Source organism: Mitsuaria sp. RG (assembly GCF_028369275.1).
Taxonomy (GTDB): Bacteria; Pseudomonadota; Gammaproteobacteria; order Pseudomonadales; family Pseudomonadaceae; genus Aquipseudomonas; species Aquipseudomonas peradeniyensis.
Genome location: NZ_JAQMYQ010000006.1, coordinates 28,126 through 45,067 on the forward strand (window position 1 = coordinate 28,126; position 16,942 = coordinate 45,067).

Sequence of the window (16,942 nt, forward strand, 5' to 3'; positions counted from 1 at the left end):
GCAAAGCGGCCCCAGCGATCTTTGCGTCGCCACTGAAATCCCGGGGCCGCTCTGCGGCCCTTTCCGGCCGGTCCGACGCCTCGGCAAGGCCGCTCCTACATGCGAGGATCAAACGCCTCGCGCAGCGCATCGCCGATGAATACCAGCAACGACAGGATCAACGCCAGGGCAAAGAATGCGGTAAAGCCCAGCCAAGGCGCCTCGAGGTGCTGTTTGCCCTGGGTCACCAGCTCGCCCAGCGAGGCGCTGCCGGCGGGCATGCCGAAGCCGAGAAAATCCAGCGCGGTGAGGGTGGTGATCGCCCCGGTGAGCATGAACGGCACATAGGTCAGGGTCGCGTTCAGGGCATTGGGCAGGATATGCCGCAGCATCACCTGGGTGTCTGAAAGCCCCAGCGCCCGTGCCGCCTTGACGTACTCCAGGTTGCGCCCGCGGAGGAATTCGGCGCGCACCACATCGACCAGGGCCAGCCAGGAGAACAGCGCCATGATCCCCAGCAACCACCAGAAGTCCGGCTCGACGAACCCCGACAGGATGATCAGCAGGTACAGCACCGGCAACCCCGACCACACCTCCAGCAGGCGCTGGCCGAGCAGATCGACCCAGCCGCCGTGGTAGCCCTGCAGGGCGCCGGCGGTAACGCCGATCAGCACGCTGATCAGGGTCAGGGCGAAGGCGAACAACAGCGAGATCCGCGTGCCATACAGCACCCGCGCCAGCACATCGCGGCCCTGGTCGTCGGTGCCCAGCCAGTTGCTCGCGCTGGGCGGGCTGGGGGTGGGCACCTGCAGGTCGTAGTTGGGGGTATCGGCGCTGAACGGGATCGGCGCGAACAGCATCCAGCCGCCCTGGCCCTCGATCAGTTGGCGCACGTACTGGCTGCGGTAGTCAGGCTGGAACGGCAGCTGCCCGCCGAACTGCTGCTCGGTGTAGCGCTTGAGCGCCGGGGTGTACAGCTCACCCTGGTAGCCCAGCAGCAACGGCTTGTCGTTGGCCACCAGCTCCGCGCCCAGGCTCAGCAGCAAGAGCCCGGCGAACAACCACAGCGAGATCCAGCCCCGGCGATTGTCGCGAAAACGCCGCAGACGCCGCCGGGCGATGGGCGAAAACATCAGCGGCCCCTCGCGTCGAAATCGATGCGAGGGTCGAGCACCGTGTAGCACAGGTCGCCCAGCAGGCGGATCAGCAGCCCGGCCAGGGTGAAGATGAACAAGGTGCCGAACACCACCGGGTAGTCCCGTGAAACCGCCGCTTCGTAGCTCATGCGCCCGAGGCCGTCGAGGGAGAAAATCACCTCGATCAGCAGTGAGCCGGCGAAGAACACTGTGATCAGCGCCTGGGGCAGGCCGGCCACCACCAGCAGCATGGCGTTGCGCAGCACATGGCCGTACAGCACCCGGCGCTCGCTCAGGCCCTTGGCCCGGGCGGTGACCACGTACTGGCGGGCGATCTCGTCGAGGAAGGCGTTCTTGGTCAGCAGGGTCAGGGTGGCGAAGCCGCCGATCACCAGGGCGCCGACCGGCAGTACCAGGTGCCAGAAGTAGTCAGCGACCTTGCCCAGCAGGCTGAGCTGGTCGAAGTCCTCCGACACCAGCCCGCGCACCGGGAACCAGTTGAGCGAGGTGCCGCCGGCGAACAACACGATCAACAGCAGGGCGAACAGGAACGAGGGCAGGGCGTAGCCGATCACGATCAACGCGCTGCTCCAGGCGTCGAAACGGCTGCCATGGCGTACCGCCTTGCGGATGCCCAGCGGGATCGACACCAGGTAGGTGATCAGCGTGGCCCAGAAGCCCAGCGACAGGGTCACCGGCAGCTTCTGCACGATCAGCTCGGTGACCGTGGCGCCGCGGAAGAAGCTCTGGCCGAAATCCAGCCGTGCGTACTGGCCGAGCATCAGCCACAGCCGTTCGGGCGCGGACTTGTCGAAACCGTACTGGCGCTTGATTTCCTCGATCAGCTTCGGGTCCAGGCCGCGGGTGGCCCGGGACTCGCCTTGCACTGCCTCGACCCGGGCGCCCGGCGCGCCGCCGCCGATGCCCTGCAGGCGCGCCACGGCCTGTTCCACCGGCCCGCCGGGCGCGGCCTGGACGATGGCGAAGTTCACCAGCAGGATCGCCAGCAGTGTGGGGATGATCAGCAGCAGGCGGCGCAGGATGTAGGCAGTCATGGCGCGCTCCGCAGCCGTTCGGCCATCTGCGGGTTGGTCAGCGCCCGGGGACTGACTTCCCACCAGGTGTCCAGGCCTTCGTCATAGGCCGGCTGTACCTTGGGCAGGCCGAAGCGGTTCCACCACACCGTCGAGCTGCCCGGCGGGTAGTAGTTGGGAATCCAGTAGTAGTTCCATTGCAGCACCCGGTCCAGGGCGCGGGCGTGGCGCAGCATGTCGGCCTGGCTGGTGGCGCGCACCAGGCCGTCGAGCAGGCGGTCCACCGCCGGGTCCTTGAGCACCATCAGGTTGTTCGAGCCCGGATCGTTGGCCGCGGCGGAGCCGAAGTAGTTGTACTGCTCGCTGCCCGGCGACAGGGTCACCGGGTAGCCGGTGACGATCATGTCGTAGTCGCGGGCCATCACCCGGTTGACGTACTGGGCGGAGTCGACGTTGCGGATGTTCAGCTCGACGCCGATCTGTGCGAGGTTGCGCTTCCACGGCAGCAGCAGGCGCTCCAGGCCCGACTGGCCATTGAGGAAGGTGAAGCTCAGCGGCTGGCCCTGGGCGTTGACCAGCCGATCGCCCTGGGGATGCCAGCCGGCGTCCTGCAGCAAGGCCAGGGCCTGCAGTTGCTGCTGGCGGATGATGCCGGAGCCGTCGGTGACCGGCGCGCTGAACACCCGGCTGAACACTTCGTCCGGCACTTGGCTGCGCAGTGGCTCGAGCAGCTTGAGCTCCTCGGCGTCGGGCAGGGCGCGGGCGGCCAGAGGCGTATTGGAGTAGAGGCTCTGCTGGCGGATGTACATGTTGCGCATCATCTGCCGGTTGCTCCACTCGAAGTCCCAGAGCATGCCAAGGGCCTGGCGCACGCGGCGGTCCTTGAATTGCGGCTTGTCCAGGTTGAACACGAAGCCCTGGGCGATCTGCGGCTTGGCCGGGGCGAGGTGGGCCCGTTGTAGGCGCCCGTCATCCAGAGACGCACCCTTGTAGCCGAGGGTGTAGGCGGTTGCGGAGTACTCGCGGTTGTAGTCGTAGCCCCCGCCCTTAAGTACCTGGCGGGCCACTTCGGTGTCGCCGAAGAATTCGACGCCGATACGCGCGAAGTTGTACAGCCCGCGGGTGACCGGCAGGTCCCGGGCCCACCAGCTCGCATCGCGCTCGAAGGTAATGCTGCGGCCGTTATCGATCCTGCCGATGCGGTACGGACCGCTACCCACTGGCTTGTCGAAACCGGCACCGTTGGCGAAGTCGCGTTGCTGCCAGTCGTGCTCGGGCAGCACCGGCAGGCCGGCCAGTTCAAGGGCCAGGGTACGGCCATGGGGTTGCTTGAAGTCGAAGCGCACCTGGCGCGGGCCTTCGACCGCCACCGCGGCGACATCGGCGAACTGGGTGCGAAACTTGAGGCTGCCCTGGTTCATCAGCAATTCGTAACTGAAGCGTACGTCCTCGGCCCGTACCGGCTTGCCGTCGGCGAAGGTGGCGCGGGGGTCGAGGTAGAAGCGCAGCCAGGCGTCGTCGGGGCCGCGTTCCATGCGCTGGGCGATCAGGCCATAGACGGTGTAGGGTTCATCGAGTGAGCGCACGGCCAGCGGTGCGTACAGCCAGCCATCGACCTGGCTGACGCCGATGCCTTTGTCGATGTAGGGCAGGATATGGTCGAAATTGCCGATCTCGATGGCCGAGCGGCGCAGGCTGCCGCCCTTGGGGGCGTCGGGGTTGACGTAGTCGAAATGGCGGAAGTTCGCAGGGTAGCGCGGGGCTTCGGCGTAGACGGTGAGGGCGTGGGTGGGGGCGGCGTGGGCTAACGAGAGCGAGCACCACAGGATCATGCAACACAGCACCTGTGGGAGCGGGTTTACCCGCGAATGCGTCAGCTCAGGCAACGATGTTGCATGTACGGGCGCATTCGCGGGTAAACCCGCTCCCACAGGGGACATCATCGCCTGCGATGACTTAGTCCTGACGGCTGGTCACTTCCAGCAGGTGGTAGCCGAACTGGGTCTTCACCGGACCCTGGACGACATTCAGCGGCGCGCTGAAGACCACGGTGTCGAATTCCTTGACCATCTGGCCCGGGCCGAACGAGCCCAGGTCGCCGCCTTGGCGGCTGGACGGGCAGGTGGAGTTGGCCTTGGCGACTTCGGCGAAGTCGGCGCCGGCTTCGATCTGCGCTTTGAGTTCGTTGCACTTCTCTTCGCTGGCAACCAGGATGTGGCGGGCGGTGGCTCGGGCCATGGGTACTGCTCCTTGGGATCAAAAAGGCAAGCCTAGCGCACTTGTTCGTGCCGTGTCTCGCAAGGCTTGCCATGCAGGCTTAAAGGCGTGCGGCGGCCTCGCGCAGCAGGGCCTCGGTCGCGTCCCAGCCCAGGCAGCCGTCAGTGATCGACACACCGTACTTCAGCGTGCCCTTGCCCAGGGCCTGGCAACCATCGAACAGGTGGCCTTCGAGCATCACCCCGACCAGCGAGCGGTCGCCGGCCAGGCGCTGGGCCAGCACATCCTCGAACACCGCCGGCTGGCGCGCCGGGTCCTTGCCGCTGTTGGCGTGGCTGCAGTCGACCATGATCCGTGGCGCCAGACCTGCCTTGGCCAGCCCCTGGCGGGCCAGGGCGATGCTCTGGGCGTCGTAGTTCGGACCCTTGTGCCCGCCGCGCAGCACCAGGTGGGTATCGGGGTTGCCCAACGTCTCGATGATCGCCGGGTAGCCCTGGGCGTCCATGCCGAAGTGGCGGTGCGGGTGGGCGGCGCTGCGCATGGCGTCGCAGGCGATGCCGATACCGCCGTCGGTGCCGTTCTTGAAGCCGACCGGCAGCTCCAGGCCGCTGACCATCTCGCGGTGGATCTGCGATTCGGTGGTGCGTGCGCCGATGGCGGCCCAGCCCAGCAGGTCGTCGAAGTAGCCGGCGGCCATCGGCTGCAGCAACTCGGTGGCGATCGGCAGGCCGCGTTCGAGCATGCCCAGCATCAGGCCGCGGGACAGGGCGATGCCGGCGTGCATGTCGTCGCTGCCGTCAAGGTGCGGATCGTAGGCCAGGCCTTTCCAGCCCACGGTGGTGCGCGGCTTCTCTACGTAGGCGCGCATCACCAGCAGCAGCTTGTCGTCGACTTCGCGGCTGAGCGCGGCCAGGCGGTCGGCGTATTCGAGGGCCGAGCGCGGGTCATGGATCGAGCAGGGGCCGACCACCACCAGCAGACGTTCGTCGCGGCCTTCGAGGATGGCCCGGATCGCCTGGCGGTGCGCGTGGACTTGCTGGGTGAGTTCGCTGGACAGCGGCATCTGCTGCTTGAGCAGGTGCGGGCTGGGCAGGCGCTGGCTGACGGTGGTGTTGGCAGCGTGCGGCTGGGTCAGGGGCAGGGCGAGGTTCGAGGCTTGCATGGCGTTTTTTCCCTGGGCGGACGGCGGGTTCTGGCCCGCGTCGTCGGCCCTATCGAGGTGTTCGACTGATCGTCAAATGGGGTGTCTGTGCGGCATTGCCACCGGAAATCGACCGAACGGAGGCGGCAGGCTGGCCCGAACGGAACTGGCTAAATCGCCATGCATAGGTGCGGTAGTAGGTGGTGTAGTTCATGACGCTGTCCTCAAGGTAATCGGTGTGTTTCGTGGGCCCGGAAAAGCAAAACCCCCGGTCGGGGAGCCGACCGGGGGTTTGAGTATTCTCATGTTCGGCGGCCCCTCGAAGGTGGGCGCCGGATGGGTCATCGGCGCCTAGTGGCTAAACCAATACCCAAAATAAAAGCTGGCAACGGCGTTACGACCGGCAACGGCCAGCACGCGGTGCGCGGAGCGACCGGTGTGGTTGGCGTGGTTGCGGGTTTGTTTCGACATGTTGCTCTCCAGTGATTGGGTCCGAGCTTACTGCACCTTTGCGCGCGTGTTCAATCACTAAATGCTATCGATTCGATTGCGTGGGAGCGGCACACAGGTACCACGCCAACCTGTAGGAGCGGCCTTGTGCCGCGAAAGGGCTGCGTAGCGGCCCCGGGATTTCAGCGTTGTTGCAAAGAACGCCGGGGCTGCGGTGTAGCCCTTTCGCGGCACAAGGCCGCTCCTACAGAGATCTTGCCCCCACGCTGTTCCGGCAAAGCCCCCCAATTAAGGGTGAAAGCGCCCAGCTCATCCTTTCTATTTCTCTCAAGCACTTGATAAACAACAATTAAATTCATGGCACAAGCCTTGCTCACCTCCCCGCAGTATCCCTGTGTCCCCGGAGGTGCCCCATGTCGACCCCTCGCAAAGGCCCGGTCCTGTCCACCTTCCTGCTGGCCCTGCTGGGCTGGCAGGTCTCCAGCGAAGCCGCGGTGCAGTGCCAGCGCACGCTGGTGGCCAACGTGGTGGCGCTGGATCAGCCACTGATGTTCAACCGCCTCGGTGCGCAGAACGCCAACGGCATGATGTACGCCCTGCGCCACGATGTGGTGGACGAGCACCGGGTGCCTTTGAGCAAGGGCGGCGCCGCGGTACCGGGCAAGGTCACCCTGCGCCCGGACAAGCGCCCGCGGCCGATCGTGCTGCGGGTCGCCGCCGGTGACTGCCTGACGGTCAACCTGACCAACCTGCTGGCCTACCAGGCTAACCCCAACAAGCACGGCATCGACCACGACGAAACCGAAGTCGAAGGCGAGGAAGAAGAGGGCGCCGAGGTCGAGAACGAGGGTGACGAACACTTCGTTGCCGACGAGCAGGTCACCGACCGCCATGTCGGCTTCCAGGTCAACGGCCTGCAGGCGGTCAACAGCATCGGCGACATCGCCGCCAACACCGGGCGCAACGGCAACTTCCTGGTCGCTCCGGGCGGCACCCGCAGCTACACCCTGTACGCCGAGCGCGAAGGCGCGTTCGCCGTCACCAGCCAGGGCGCCACCTTCGGCGGCCAGGGCGGCGCCGGCAACGTCGCCAACGGCCTGTTCGGCCAGGTGGTGGTGGTGCCCAAGGCCGGGCGTCCCTACCGCAACACCTTGACCGAGGAAGAGATGCGCCTGGCCACCACGGGGCGCACGGCCACCGGCCAGCCGGTGATCGACTACCAGGCCCGCTACCCCAACGCCGAGCCGTGGATCGCCGAGGGCAAGGCCGGCAAGCCGATCATCGCCATGCTCGATGGTAACGAGATCCTCAGCAGCGAGACCGACGCCATCGTCATGGGCCCCAACCCCGACGGCAGCTTCCCGGCCAGCACCTACCCATTGGAAAGCGTTGGCAAGCGCAACCCGGCGCTGCCCAATCGGTTGGAGGCCTTCCGCGACTTCGCCTCGCAATTCGCCGACGAGGTGGCCGCGACCCAGGCGTTCCCCGCCTACTGGGCGGACCCGGTCATGGGCCATGTGCTCGAGCCGACCCGCGATTCGTTCATGATCAACTACGGCTCCGGTGGCATGGGCGCCGAGGTGGTGGCCAACCGCCTGGGCGTGGGGCCGATGCATGACTGCCTGTCGTGCGCCTACGAGGAGTTCTTCCTCAGCGCCCACACCGTGGGCGATATCGGCACCCTGGTGGATATCCCGGCCAACGTCGGGCTGGAGAACATCCGCCCGGGCCAGACGCCGCCGGCCAGCGCCACCGGAGTCAAGGCGACCATGGCCCTGTACCCGGCCGAGCCCGCCAACGTGCACCACAGCTACATCGGTGACTTCACCAAGTTCCGCAACACCCACAACGGCCACGAGCAGCACATCTTCCACCTGCACGGGCACCAGTGGCTGTTCAACCCCAACGACGACAACTCCGACTACATCGACGCCCAGGGCATCGGCCCGGGGGTGGGCTACACCTACGAGATCGCCAACGGTGGCTCGGGCAACCGCAATCGGGTGGCGGGCGACGCCATCTATCACTGCCACTTCTACCCGCACTTCGCCCAGGGCATGTGGGCCATGTGGCGGGTGCACGATGTGTTCGAGCCGGGTACCCGCCTGGAAGTCAGCGGCGAGGGCGCCAACGGCTTCCACAGCACGCCATTCGCCCTGCGCAATGGCAAGCCGGCCCAGGGCGCCCGGGCGCTGCCGGACGGCGAGATCATTGCCGGCACGCCGATCCCGGCCATCGTGCCGCTGCCGGGCAAGGCCATGGCGCCTATGCCGGGCAAGGTCACCGTGGTGCCCAAGCTGTCCGAGACCCTGGTCGCCGGGCATGCAGATGACGACGAAGAGGAGGAGGGCGACGACCATCCGCACGTGCCAGCCACCCCGCGCGCGGTCGGCTCCCTGGCCCTGGTCGACCGCAGCGAGACTAACCGCAACGCCGACGGCAGCCTGAAGAACCCTGGTTACCCGTTCTGGATCGGCGGCATGGAAAGCAGCGTCGGCCAGCGCCCGCCAACCCCGCCGCTGGACATGCTCGACCCGGCCCTGGCTCGCCAGCTCAAGGACAGTGGCAAGGCCCTGTGGGCCAACCTCGACCCCAACCAGGTCGACGGCTGGGACGGTGGCCTCGGTCGTCACGCGCTGGACGGCGTATCGGCCGGCGGCGAGGCGGTGACCACCACCACCAAGCTGGATTTCTCCAAGGTGGTGCACAAGGCCAAGCCGATCTACCTGCCCGAGGAGGGCACCGAGGTCGAGCAGGCCGCCATGCAGTTCCACGCCAAGGCCGAGCACCCGAGCTTTGCCCTGATCCCCGGCAGCGCGCCGGTGGCCAAGGCCTTCCGCACCAACGGCGCGCTGCCCACGGCAGGGGCGCCGTTCTACGAGCCATGCATGGATGACCGTGGCAAGCGCCTGACCCAGTCCTCGGGCATCGGCGAGTTCTTCAGCGGTGAGAACCTCAGCGGCATGAGTTTCCGCGGTTCGTCCACCTTCACCGCCGACCGCCCGCGTATCTACAAGGCCGCCAACATCCAGTTCGACGCGGTGTACAACAAGGTCGGCTACCACTTCCCGCAGGCGCGCATCCTCGCCCTGTGGGAGGACGCCTGGCCGGTGATCACCAAGCAGCGTCCGCCGGAGCCGCTGGTGATGCGCATGAACACCTTCGACTGCACCCAGTACGTGCACACCAACCTGATTCCGTCGTTCTACGAGATGGACGACTACCAGGTGCGCACGCCGACCGACGTGATCGGCCAGCATATCCACCTGCCCAAGTGGGACCTGACCGCCGCCGACGGTTCGGCCAATGGCTGGAACTACGAGGACGGCATCCTCTCGCCCGGTAGCGTGGTCGAGCGCGTGCATGCCATCCGCAGCTTCAACAACTGCACCGAGGGCGACGCCCGCGACGGCACTGCCGCGTGCCCGAAAGCCAAACAGCACCCGTACTTCGGGCGTTTCGGCCGGGCCGACTGGCTCGGCGCGCGCAGCGCCATGCAGCGCTGGTTCGCCGACCCGCTGGTGAACGTGCACAACGTCGACCGTGGCCTGGGCACCATCTTCACCCATGACCACCTCGGCCCATCGACCCACCAGCAGCTCGGATTGTATGCGACCGTGCTGGCCGAGCCCGCCGGCTCCACCTGGTACCACGCCGAGACCGGCGAGCAGCTGTACAACCCGGCCACCCGCCAGGACGGCGGCCCGACCTCGTGGCAGGCGGTGATCCAGACAGGCGACCATGACGGCGACGGCAAAAACGACAGCTACCGCGAGTTCTTCCTCGAGTACAGCGACTTCCAGCACGCCTATGAAGCTGGCGTGTATGTGGGCGCCGGCCCCAACGGCGTACCGGACGGCCAGGCCTACCCGGCCACCGCCGACAGTTTCCGCTACGCCATCAACCCGCCCGTGCGGCAGAAAGCCTCGACGCTGCTCGAGTCGGTGGTCGAGTCCCGTGGCGGGCTGAGCCCGGGCTGCCCGACCCGGCCGTGCCCACAGGCGATCTCGGTGGATGACCCGGGCATGTTCGTCGTCAACTACCGCAACGAACCGTTGGCCCTGCGCGTGTTCGACCCGAACAAGGTCGGCCCGGACGGCAAGCGCGGCATGCAGGCCGACGGCCTGGGCGGCGACCTGGCCTACGCCATGCAGAGCCGCACCGACCGCGCCATCCCGGCGATGAACCTGGCGCCTTCGGCGATCACCCAGGCCACCGGCCCCACCGGCGGCACCACGCTGTTCCCGCCGCACGTGAACAAGGGCAGCGAGCCGGGTGACCCGTTCACGCCGTTGCTGCGCACCTACTCCGGCGACAACGTGCGCCTGCGCATGCACGCCGGTGGCCATGAGGAGGAGCACAACGTCACCCTGCACGGCGTGAAGTGGCTGCAGAACGGTTCAGGCTTCGGCAACAGCTCCAACTCGGGGTGGAAGTCGTCGCAGATGGTGGGCATCTCCGAGCAGCTCGGGTTCATGGCGCCGGTGTCGATGATCTCGAGCTCCGCCGCCACCAATGGCGACTACCTGTACTCGCTGGACGCCGCGCTGGAAGGCTACTGGAATGGCATCTGGGGCATCATGCGCAACTACACCGCCCAGCGCGCCGACCTGTTCGCCCTGCCCAACAACCCGCAGCCGGTGGCCATGCGCAACACCGTCAACTTCGACGGCATCTGCCCGAAAACCACGGCCAACGCCAATGGCATCGGCACCCGGCCTACGGTCAAGCGCAGCTACGAGATCGTCGCGGCCCTGGCCAACGACATCCTCGAGAATCGCCACGGGGTCAGCATCAGCGACCCGGCCGGGATCGGCCAGCACGTGGGCGGCGCGCTCAAGGCCAATGGCGGCACCTTGGTGTTCAACAGCCGCAAGGTCGATATCCCCATGGCCACGGTCACCGACGAGGAGGACGGCGCGACCTTCACCGTCGGTGGTCATAGCTCGCCATTGCACGACCCGACCGCGGTGCTCTACGTGCGCAAGGCCGACCTCGATACGAGTACCGGCAAGCTCAAGGCTGGCGTGCCGGTCGAGCCCCTGGTGCTGCGCGCCAATGCCGGCGACTGCATCAGCATCACCCTGGAGAACCGTTTGCCGCTGATGATGCCGGACCTGCCCAGCACCGCGGTGATGCAGAACGTGGTCAAGCGCGACCGGGCCGGCGGCGAGGGCTCCACGGCGTTCAACAACAACCTGATGCGCCCGTCCAGCCACGTCGGCCTGCATGCGCAGCTGCTGGCCTACGACATCACCAAGTCGGATGGCGTCAACGTCGGCCTCAACCCGGTGCAGACCGTGCCGCCGCGCGCCGGCACCAGCGGCGCCTACCCGAGCCGGGTGTACCAGTACTACGCCGGGCACCTGGAGCGTGAAGGCAAGCCGGTGCTGCAACTGGGCCGCACGGTGGACAACATCAACACCACGGCCATCGAGTTCGGCGGCCTCAACCTGACCCCGGCGGATGTCATCAAGCAGCCGCAAAAGGGTCTGGTGGGCGCCATGAGCGTATTGGCGCAGAGCGCGACCTGGACCGAGGACAACGCCAGCCGCGCCCAGGCCACGGTGAAAGTCAGCGGCCAGCCAGACTACCGCGACTTCGTCACCGTGTGGCAGCGCTCGCTGAACATGCGCTGGGCCGATGGCCGGCCGGTGGAGGGTATCGCCACCGAGGGCAATGGCGTGCCCGGTGATCCGAAGGACAACGGCAACATGGCGATGAACTACAAGACCGAGCCGCTGTGGCTGCGCTTCGGCCTGGCGCCGGACGCGCCGTTCGGCCATGCCGATGGCTTCGGCTTCGCCGACGTGCCCAACGCCCACATGGCCTACAGCAACGCCCTGGTTGGCGGTGATCCGCAGACCCCGGTGCTCTGGGCCAGGCCGGGCCAGCCTGCGCGTAGCCATGTGCTGATGCCCAGCGGCGGCAGCCGCGGCATCACCTACCAGCTCGACGGGCACCTGTGGCCGCTGCACAACTACCAGGCCGAGAAGAGCGATGTGCACGGCTACCCCATGGGCTTGCCAGGCATCGGCTCGGTGCGTTACGGCTACAACCCGATGGCGATGTACGTGGGTGCGCAGGAGAGCGTGCTGCCGGCGGCGCACTTCAGTTTTATGCTGCCCAGCGCCGGGGGCGCCAACGCGGTGCCGGGGGATTACCTGTTCCGCGACTATGCCGCCTATGGCAATGCCTCGGGGTTGTGGGGGATCCTGCGGGTGACCAACGAAGCGCCGCCGGCCACGGCGCCGGCGCAGTGAATGAACCGGGTGGCCTCTTGGCAACAGGGAGGCCACCCGGTATTTGCCGGTAGGGTTACAGCGCCAGACGCTGGCGTGACGCAACGCGATTCAAAGGGACGCGGGTGACCCCAACTCAGAACACTCGCTGGTCAGCCTGGTCCAGTTGCCGGTCAACCAGCGCCCGGCCATGGGCCAGGGACACATGCTGGGCATTGTCCAGGTCGGCGAAGAACTTCATCGGTATCGAGATTCGTCGACTGCTATGGCCTGCGGGATCGGTGATCACGCAGCCGGCCGCGTAGGGCAGGGGCGAGTCGGGGTGGGGCATCACGCTGGCGGTGATGGTGTGGTCGCGGTATTCACAGTGAAGGGTTTGCATCGTCCTTACCTCGCTGTGGCTGGGAACAGACGTTCCTTCTAGATACCACAGCGAGGGGCCGGGAGTTCCCGGCCCGACGAGCGCGACCCGACGAAGGTCAGTCCTTGAGTGCGGTCGGCTGGATGATCTCGACCCAGTAGCCGTCCGGATCCTTGACGAAGGCCAGGTGGTTCATGCGGCCATCCTCCAGGCGTTTTTGGAACGGTACGTCCAGCGCCTCGAAGCGGGCGCAGGCAACACGTACGTCCGGTACCGAAATGCAGATGTGGCCGAAACCACGCGGGTCGGTGTTGCCATTGTGGTAGGCGAACTCGGGATCGTTCTCGGTGCCGTGGTTGTGGGTCAGCTCGAGCACGCCGGGGATCGATTTCATCCACTGGTGGCGCTCGGCGTCGTCGGCCGGAATCTTCGCCGGGTCGACCAGGGCCAGGAAGTAAAGGCTGAAGGCCGCCTCGGGGAAGTCGCGCTTGTCCACCAGGCGGAAGCCGAGGACGCGGGTGTAGAAGTCCAGGGACTTCTCGATGTCCTTGACCCGCAGCATGGTGTGGTTGAATACGAATTGGGCGGTGGCGGTGTCCGGCTGGGCGGTAACGCCGGGCAGGGTTTGCAGATCGTGCAGGCTCATGGGTACTCCAGAATCGGGGCCTAAAACAGGCGGACCATGATACGGAAGTCAGCCTTCAGCGCAAATGAAAGCGCCCCGCACGAGTGCGGGGCGCCGGAATTAGAGGCCCGCATGTGCGGGCGCGTGATGGGGTCGCTAGTCCTTTAGCTGGTTCGATACTGGGCCTGCGCATGTGAAAAAAGTGTGAAGCGGGTGTCGAGGTTTCATCAGCGCACCCAACTTTCCACCGTCTGCGCACCGTACTGTTCCTTCCAGGCTTTCAGCCCACGGTGGTTGCCGCCCTTGGTTTCGATCCGCTCGCCGGTATGCGGGTTCTGGTAGACCTTCACCACCCGTGGTCGACGCTGCTGCTTGACCTGGGCCGGAGCGCGGCTCACGGCCTTCGGATCGAGGATGGCGATGATGTCGCGCAGGTTCTTGTCATAGCTTTTCATCAGGCCGACTAGTTTCTGCTCGAATTCGATTTCGCGTTTAAGGCCGGCATCCTTTTTCAGCGCTTCCAGTTGTGCCATCTGTTCCTTGAGCGCTTTTTCGGCAGCACGAAACTCTGCAAGTCTGGACACTGTCATCACTCCTGTAAGTCTGTCGTGGCGGGACGTGACGAACATGAAACCAGACTGAACGCCGGCCACGGGGATGGGTGAAGCTGTTCGCTAAGCGAGAGTGTAGTAGTCGCTCGCAAGGGGGTAAACAGCAAACTTTCAATCAATTAGTCGGGAACTTTGCCGGTTTTTTGCGCGCTGTTCGAAAAGACCCTGCCAAACGCCTTAGACCATGGTCCCATGGCGCGGGCTAGAGCCATTGTCGGAAAATTATGGATGATGGTCGAAGTGTATTCGTTCATCGCGTAGTGCCGGTGCAGATGACTGCCCGGATGGTTTTTCGCCTTTCTTTTGGATGTTCCCTCGCATGTTTGCCCCTTTCCCCCTCGCCCCCGGGCGCCGAGTTGCCGGCCTGTTCTTCCTGTGTGCCGGTGTCAACGCCCAGGCCGCCGGTTTTCTTGAAGACAGCAGTGCCAAGGTCGAAGCACGCAATGTCTATTTCAATCGGGACTTCCGTGACGGCCACAGCAGTTCCAAACAGGGCGCGTCGAAACGCGAAGAGTGGGCGCAGGGCTTTATCCTCAATGTCCAGTCCGGTTATACCCAGGGCCCGGTCGGCTTTGGTGTGGATGCCTTGGGCATGGTCGGTTTCAAACTCGACTCCAGCCCCGCCGACAGCAATAGCGGCCTGTTGCCGTCTTCCGGCCACGATCCGCGTCACTCTGCCGACCAGTACGCCAAGATGGGCGTCGCCGGCAAGGTGAAAGTGTCCAACACCGTGCTCAAGTACGGTTCGATGATGCCGGACGTGCCGCTGCTCAAGTACAACGACGGCCGCCTGCTGCCGACCATGTTCCACGGTGCCTGGCTGACCTCCGAGGAAGTGCGCGACCTCAAGTTCACCCTGGCGCGCCTGAACCAGTACACCGCGCGTGATTCCACCGACCGCCAGGACATCCGCGTGCATTGCAAGAACAAGCGCTACGCCTGCGACATCGAGGCCGACCACTTCGACCTGGCCGGCGTCGACTACCGCGTCAACGAGCGGGTCAGCGCCCAGTACCAGGTTTCCAAGCTCGAGAACATCTACCGCCAGCACTTCCTCGGCCTGGTCGCCAGCCAGCCCCTGGAGGTCGGCACGCTGTCGGCCGACCTGCGGCTGATCAAGAGCGACGATATCGGCAACGCCCGCGCCGGGCACATCGACCACCGTGCCTTCAGCGGCATGCTCGGCTACAGCCTCGGTGGCCACAAGCTCAGCGCCGGCTGGCAGCGCATGTACGGCGACAGCGCCATGCCGTACCTCGACGGCAGCAACCCGTACCTGGTCAACTACGCCCAGGTCAACGACTTCGCCGCCGCCCAGGAACGCTCCTGGCAGGTGCGCTACGACTACGACTTCAAGGCCCTGGGCGTGCCCGGCCTGACCTTCTTCACCCGCTACATCAACGGCGACAACGTCAAGGTCCCGGGCAGCAATGCCGAAGGCAAGGAATGGGAACGCGACAGCGAGCTGAAGTACCAGGTGCAGTCCGGCACCTTCAAGGACGTCAGCGTGCGCCTGCGCAACTCCACCTACCGCAGCAACTACGAGAAGTGGGCGCGTGACATGGACGAGACCCGGGTCATCGTCAGCTACAACTTCTCGATCTTCTGAGCCGCTTTGCCAAAGGGCCGGTGGTCGGTCGACAATGACCATCGGCAACCAGGCAGGGCAGGCGATGAAACAGCTTCTTCTGATCGGCATCGGGCCGGGCGATCCGCGCCAGGTCACCTATGAGGCGGTGGAGGCATTGCGCCGCGCCACGGTGTTCTTCGTCCTCTACAAGGGCAGCGACAAGGATGAACTGGTGCGCCTGCGCCGGGCCATCCTCGAGCGCTACCGGCCCGAGGGCGGCTACCGCCTGGTGCAGGTCGAAGACCCGCGTCGGGACGGCCAGGCGCCGGACTATGTCGGCGCGGTGCAGGACTGGCACATCCAGCGCGCCGCGCTGTATGCCCGCTTGATCGAAGATGAACTGGGCGCCGATGACATCGGCGCCTTCCTGCTCTGGGGCGAGCCCGGGCTGTACGACAGCACCCTGCGTATTCTCGACCTGGTGCGCCAACGCGGCGTGGCGCTGGCCTTGCAGGTGATTCCCGGCATCAGCAGCATCCAGGCCCTGGCCGCCCGCCACCAGATCCCCCTCAACCGCATCGGCGAGCCGCTGACCGTGCTGCCGGGTCGACGCCTGGGCGAACAGGCGCGGATCGACAACGTGCTGGTGATGCTCGACGGCCAGTGCGCCTTTGCCGCCCTGGACGATCCGCAACTGGTGATCTATTGGGGCGCCTACCTGGGCACGCCGGACGAGTTGCTGGTCAGCGGGCCGTTGCTGGCGGTGAAGGCGCGCATCGTGCAGTTGCGCGAGGAAGCGCGGCGGCGCAAGGGGTGGATCATGGATACCTATCTGTTGCGCAGGGAGGGGGGGTAGTGGTTGGTGTTTGACAAGAGAGTTGCAGCGCCTATGAGATCGAGCGCCGCCCGCGCGGCGCATCGCGACGCAAGGCCGCTCCTACATCTGTTTCGGGCCAGTCAATCCTGTGCCATTACCTGGTCCGCCTTATTGGTACGACGCGGTTCCAGCGTGGGCACCACTGGCGCCCCACCTGTCTCACGACATGCACCAAGGCGGGCAACCATGGCCTGACAGGTTCGGCACGTTGCAACAAATGTAGGAGCGGCCTTGCGTCGCGATGCGCCGCGCGGGCGGCGCTCGATCTTGTAGGCGCTACAACTTTATCGCCGGACACCCAGCAGACTCCGCCAACCCCATCAAGGCCGCTGCGGCACCACCGAACTGCCAAAACTATTACCCATGCGCGTCGACGTCGCCGCCGGCGTCGCCAACCCCATCTGGTTCGGCGCCCGGCGCTGCATCTGCCGCGCCGGATCCAGCTGTTCGCGCAGCCCTTTGGCGGCGCGCGGATCAGTGCCTTGCAGCTGCTGGGTCAGGCAGTCATAGGCCAGGGCCCGTGACTGGCCCACCTGCACATCGATGCAACCCTGGCCGCCCTTGGGCGGTTCCGCGTAGGCCGGCAGGGCGCAGGTCAGCAGCAAGGGCAGGGCAGTCAGGGTCAGGCGGGCCATGGCGGGTCTCCGGGCAATCGTTCCTCGGCGCAGTCTAGCCCTCGCAGGCCGCAATCGAGGTGAA

At 66.0% G+C, this 16,942-nt stretch carries 13 protein-coding genes; 3 read left to right on the forward strand and 10 right to left on the reverse strand.

Annotation, left to right across the window (positions count from 1 at the left end; all coding sequences use genetic code 11):
• Window positions 1-95: 95 nt before the first annotated feature.
• From POF53_RS05300 to POF53_RS05325, 6 genes are all read right to left on the reverse strand, one after another.
• Complete coding sequence (locus POF53_RS05300) at window positions 96-1,112, reverse strand: ABC transporter permease (RefSeq protein ID WP_232857615.1); 1,017 nt, start codon at window positions 1,110-1,112, stop codon at window positions 96-98.
• A complete protein-coding gene (locus POF53_RS05305; RefSeq protein ID WP_234561162.1) occupies window positions 1,112-2,170 on the reverse strand; it encodes a microcin C ABC transporter permease YejB in 1,059 nt (352 codons plus the stop codon). The genes POF53_RS05300 and POF53_RS05305 overlap by 1 nt, the downstream gene beginning before the upstream one ends.
• Window positions 2,167-3,981, reverse strand: a complete 1,815-nt coding sequence (locus POF53_RS05310; protein WP_498966671.1) for an extracellular solute-binding protein — start codon at window positions 3,979-3,981, stop codon at window positions 2,167-2,169. The genes POF53_RS05305 and POF53_RS05310 overlap by 4 nt, the downstream gene beginning before the upstream one ends.
• Before the next feature lie 124 nt (window positions 3,982-4,105).
• The gene (locus POF53_RS05315; protein WP_232857613.1) at window positions 4,106-4,387 is read right to left on the reverse strand and encodes a peptidylprolyl isomerase; all 282 of its coding nucleotides are present in this window, start codon (window positions 4,385-4,387) and stop codon (window positions 4,106-4,108) included.
• A gap of 79 nt (window positions 4,388-4,466) precedes the next feature.
• Complete coding sequence (locus POF53_RS05320; protein ID WP_498966673.1) at window positions 4,467-5,528, reverse strand: 3-deoxy-7-phosphoheptulonate synthase; 1,062 nt, start codon at window positions 5,526-5,528, stop codon at window positions 4,467-4,469.
• Between the two features lie 49 nt (window positions 5,529-5,577).
• Window positions 5,578-5,721, reverse strand: coding sequence for a hypothetical protein (locus POF53_RS05325; protein ID WP_181427902.1), 144 nt, complete (start codon window positions 5,719-5,721; stop codon window positions 5,578-5,580).
• 649 nt (window positions 5,722-6,370) lie between these two features.
• Between POF53_RS05325 and mnxG the strand changes: the two genes are divergently transcribed.
• On the forward strand, window positions 6,371-12,220 hold the full coding sequence (gene mnxG, locus POF53_RS05330) for a manganese-oxidizing multicopper oxidase MnxG (RefSeq protein WP_498966675.1): 5,850 nt from the start codon (window positions 6,371-6,373) through the stop codon (window positions 12,218-12,220).
• 115 nt (window positions 12,221-12,335) lie between these two features.
• Here the strand turns inward: mnxG and POF53_RS05335 are convergent, their stop codons facing one another.
• The 3 genes from POF53_RS05335 to POF53_RS05345 form a co-directional block, all read right to left on the reverse strand.
• Complete coding sequence (locus POF53_RS05335; protein ID WP_203646509.1) at window positions 12,336-12,581, reverse strand: hypothetical protein; 246 nt, start codon at window positions 12,579-12,581, stop codon at window positions 12,336-12,338.
• Between the two features lie 97 nt (window positions 12,582-12,678).
• Window positions 12,679-13,206, reverse strand: a complete 528-nt coding sequence (gloA, locus tag POF53_RS05340; RefSeq protein ID WP_254463726.1) for a lactoylglutathione lyase — start codon at window positions 13,204-13,206, stop codon at window positions 12,679-12,681.
• A gap of 206 nt (window positions 13,207-13,412) precedes the next feature.
• Window positions 13,413-13,769 carry a histone-like nucleoid-structuring protein, MvaT/MvaU family gene (locus tag POF53_RS05345; protein WP_186713382.1) on the reverse strand — a complete coding sequence of 119 codons (357 nt, stop codon included), beginning with the start codon at window positions 13,767-13,769 and terminating at the stop codon, window positions 13,413-13,415.
• 346 nt (window positions 13,770-14,115) lie between these two features.
• Between POF53_RS05345 and POF53_RS05350 the strand changes: the two genes are divergently transcribed.
• Both POF53_RS05350 and cobF read left to right on the forward strand, forming a co-directional pair.
• Complete coding sequence (locus POF53_RS05350) at window positions 14,116-15,405, forward strand: OprD family porin (RefSeq protein WP_084942878.1); 1,290 nt, start codon at window positions 14,116-14,118, stop codon at window positions 15,403-15,405.
• A 64-nt stretch (window positions 15,406-15,469) separates the two neighbouring features.
• The gene (cobF, locus tag POF53_RS05355) at window positions 15,470-16,222 is read left to right on the forward strand and encodes a precorrin-6A synthase (deacetylating) (protein ID WP_498966679.1); all 753 of its coding nucleotides are present in this window, start codon (window positions 15,470-15,472) and stop codon (window positions 16,220-16,222) included.
• A gap of 341 nt (window positions 16,223-16,563) precedes the next feature.
• Here cobF and POF53_RS05360 read toward each other — a convergent pair whose 3' ends face one another.
• A complete protein-coding gene (locus POF53_RS05360; RefSeq protein WP_475858608.1) occupies window positions 16,564-16,878 on the reverse strand; it encodes a hypothetical protein in 315 nt (104 codons plus the stop codon).
• Window positions 16,879-16,942: the final 64 nt, after the last annotated feature.

Bases quoted from the DNA above. Each gene is read 5' to 3' on its own strand.
- POF53_RS05335 (WP_203646509.1), bottom strand. From the start codon at position 12,581: ATGCAAACCCTTCACTGTGAATACCGCGACCACACCATCACCGCCAGC.
- POF53_RS05350 (WP_084942878.1), top strand. From the start codon at position 14,116: ATGTTTGCCCCTTTCCCCCTCGCCCCCGGGCGCCGAGTTGCCGGCCTG.
- cobF (WP_498966679.1), top strand. From the start codon at position 15,470: ATGAAACAGCTTCTTCTGATCGGCATCGGGCCGGGCGATCCGCGCCAG.
- POF53_RS05325 (WP_181427902.1), bottom strand. From the start codon at position 5,721: ATGAACTACACCACCTACTACCGCACCTATGCATGGCGATTTAGCCAG.
- POF53_RS05310 (WP_498966671.1), bottom strand. From the start codon at position 3,981: ATGATCCTGTGGTGCTCGCTCTCGTTAGCCCACGCCGCCCCCACCCAC.
- POF53_RS05315 (WP_232857613.1), bottom strand. From the start codon at position 4,387: ATGGCCCGAGCCACCGCCCGCCACATCCTGGTTGCCAGCGAAGAGAAG.
- POF53_RS05305 (WP_234561162.1), bottom strand. From the start codon at position 2,170: ATGACTGCCTACATCCTGCGCCGCCTGCTGCTGATCATCCCCACACTG.
- POF53_RS05320 (WP_498966673.1), bottom strand. From the start codon at position 5,528: ATGCAAGCCTCGAACCTCGCCCTGCCCCTGACCCAGCCGCACGCTGCC.
- POF53_RS05300 (WP_232857615.1), bottom strand. From the start codon at position 1,112: ATGTTTTCGCCCATCGCCCGGCGGCGTCTGCGGCGTTTTCGCGACAAT.
- POF53_RS05360 (WP_475858608.1), bottom strand. From the start codon at position 16,878: ATGGCCCGCCTGACCCTGACTGCCCTGCCCTTGCTGCTGACCTGCGCC.
- gloA (WP_254463726.1), bottom strand. From the start codon at position 13,206: ATGAGCCTGCACGATCTGCAAACCCTGCCCGGCGTTACCGCCCAGCCG.
- mnxG (WP_498966675.1), top strand. From the start codon at position 6,371: ATGTCGACCCCTCGCAAAGGCCCGGTCCTGTCCACCTTCCTGCTGGCC.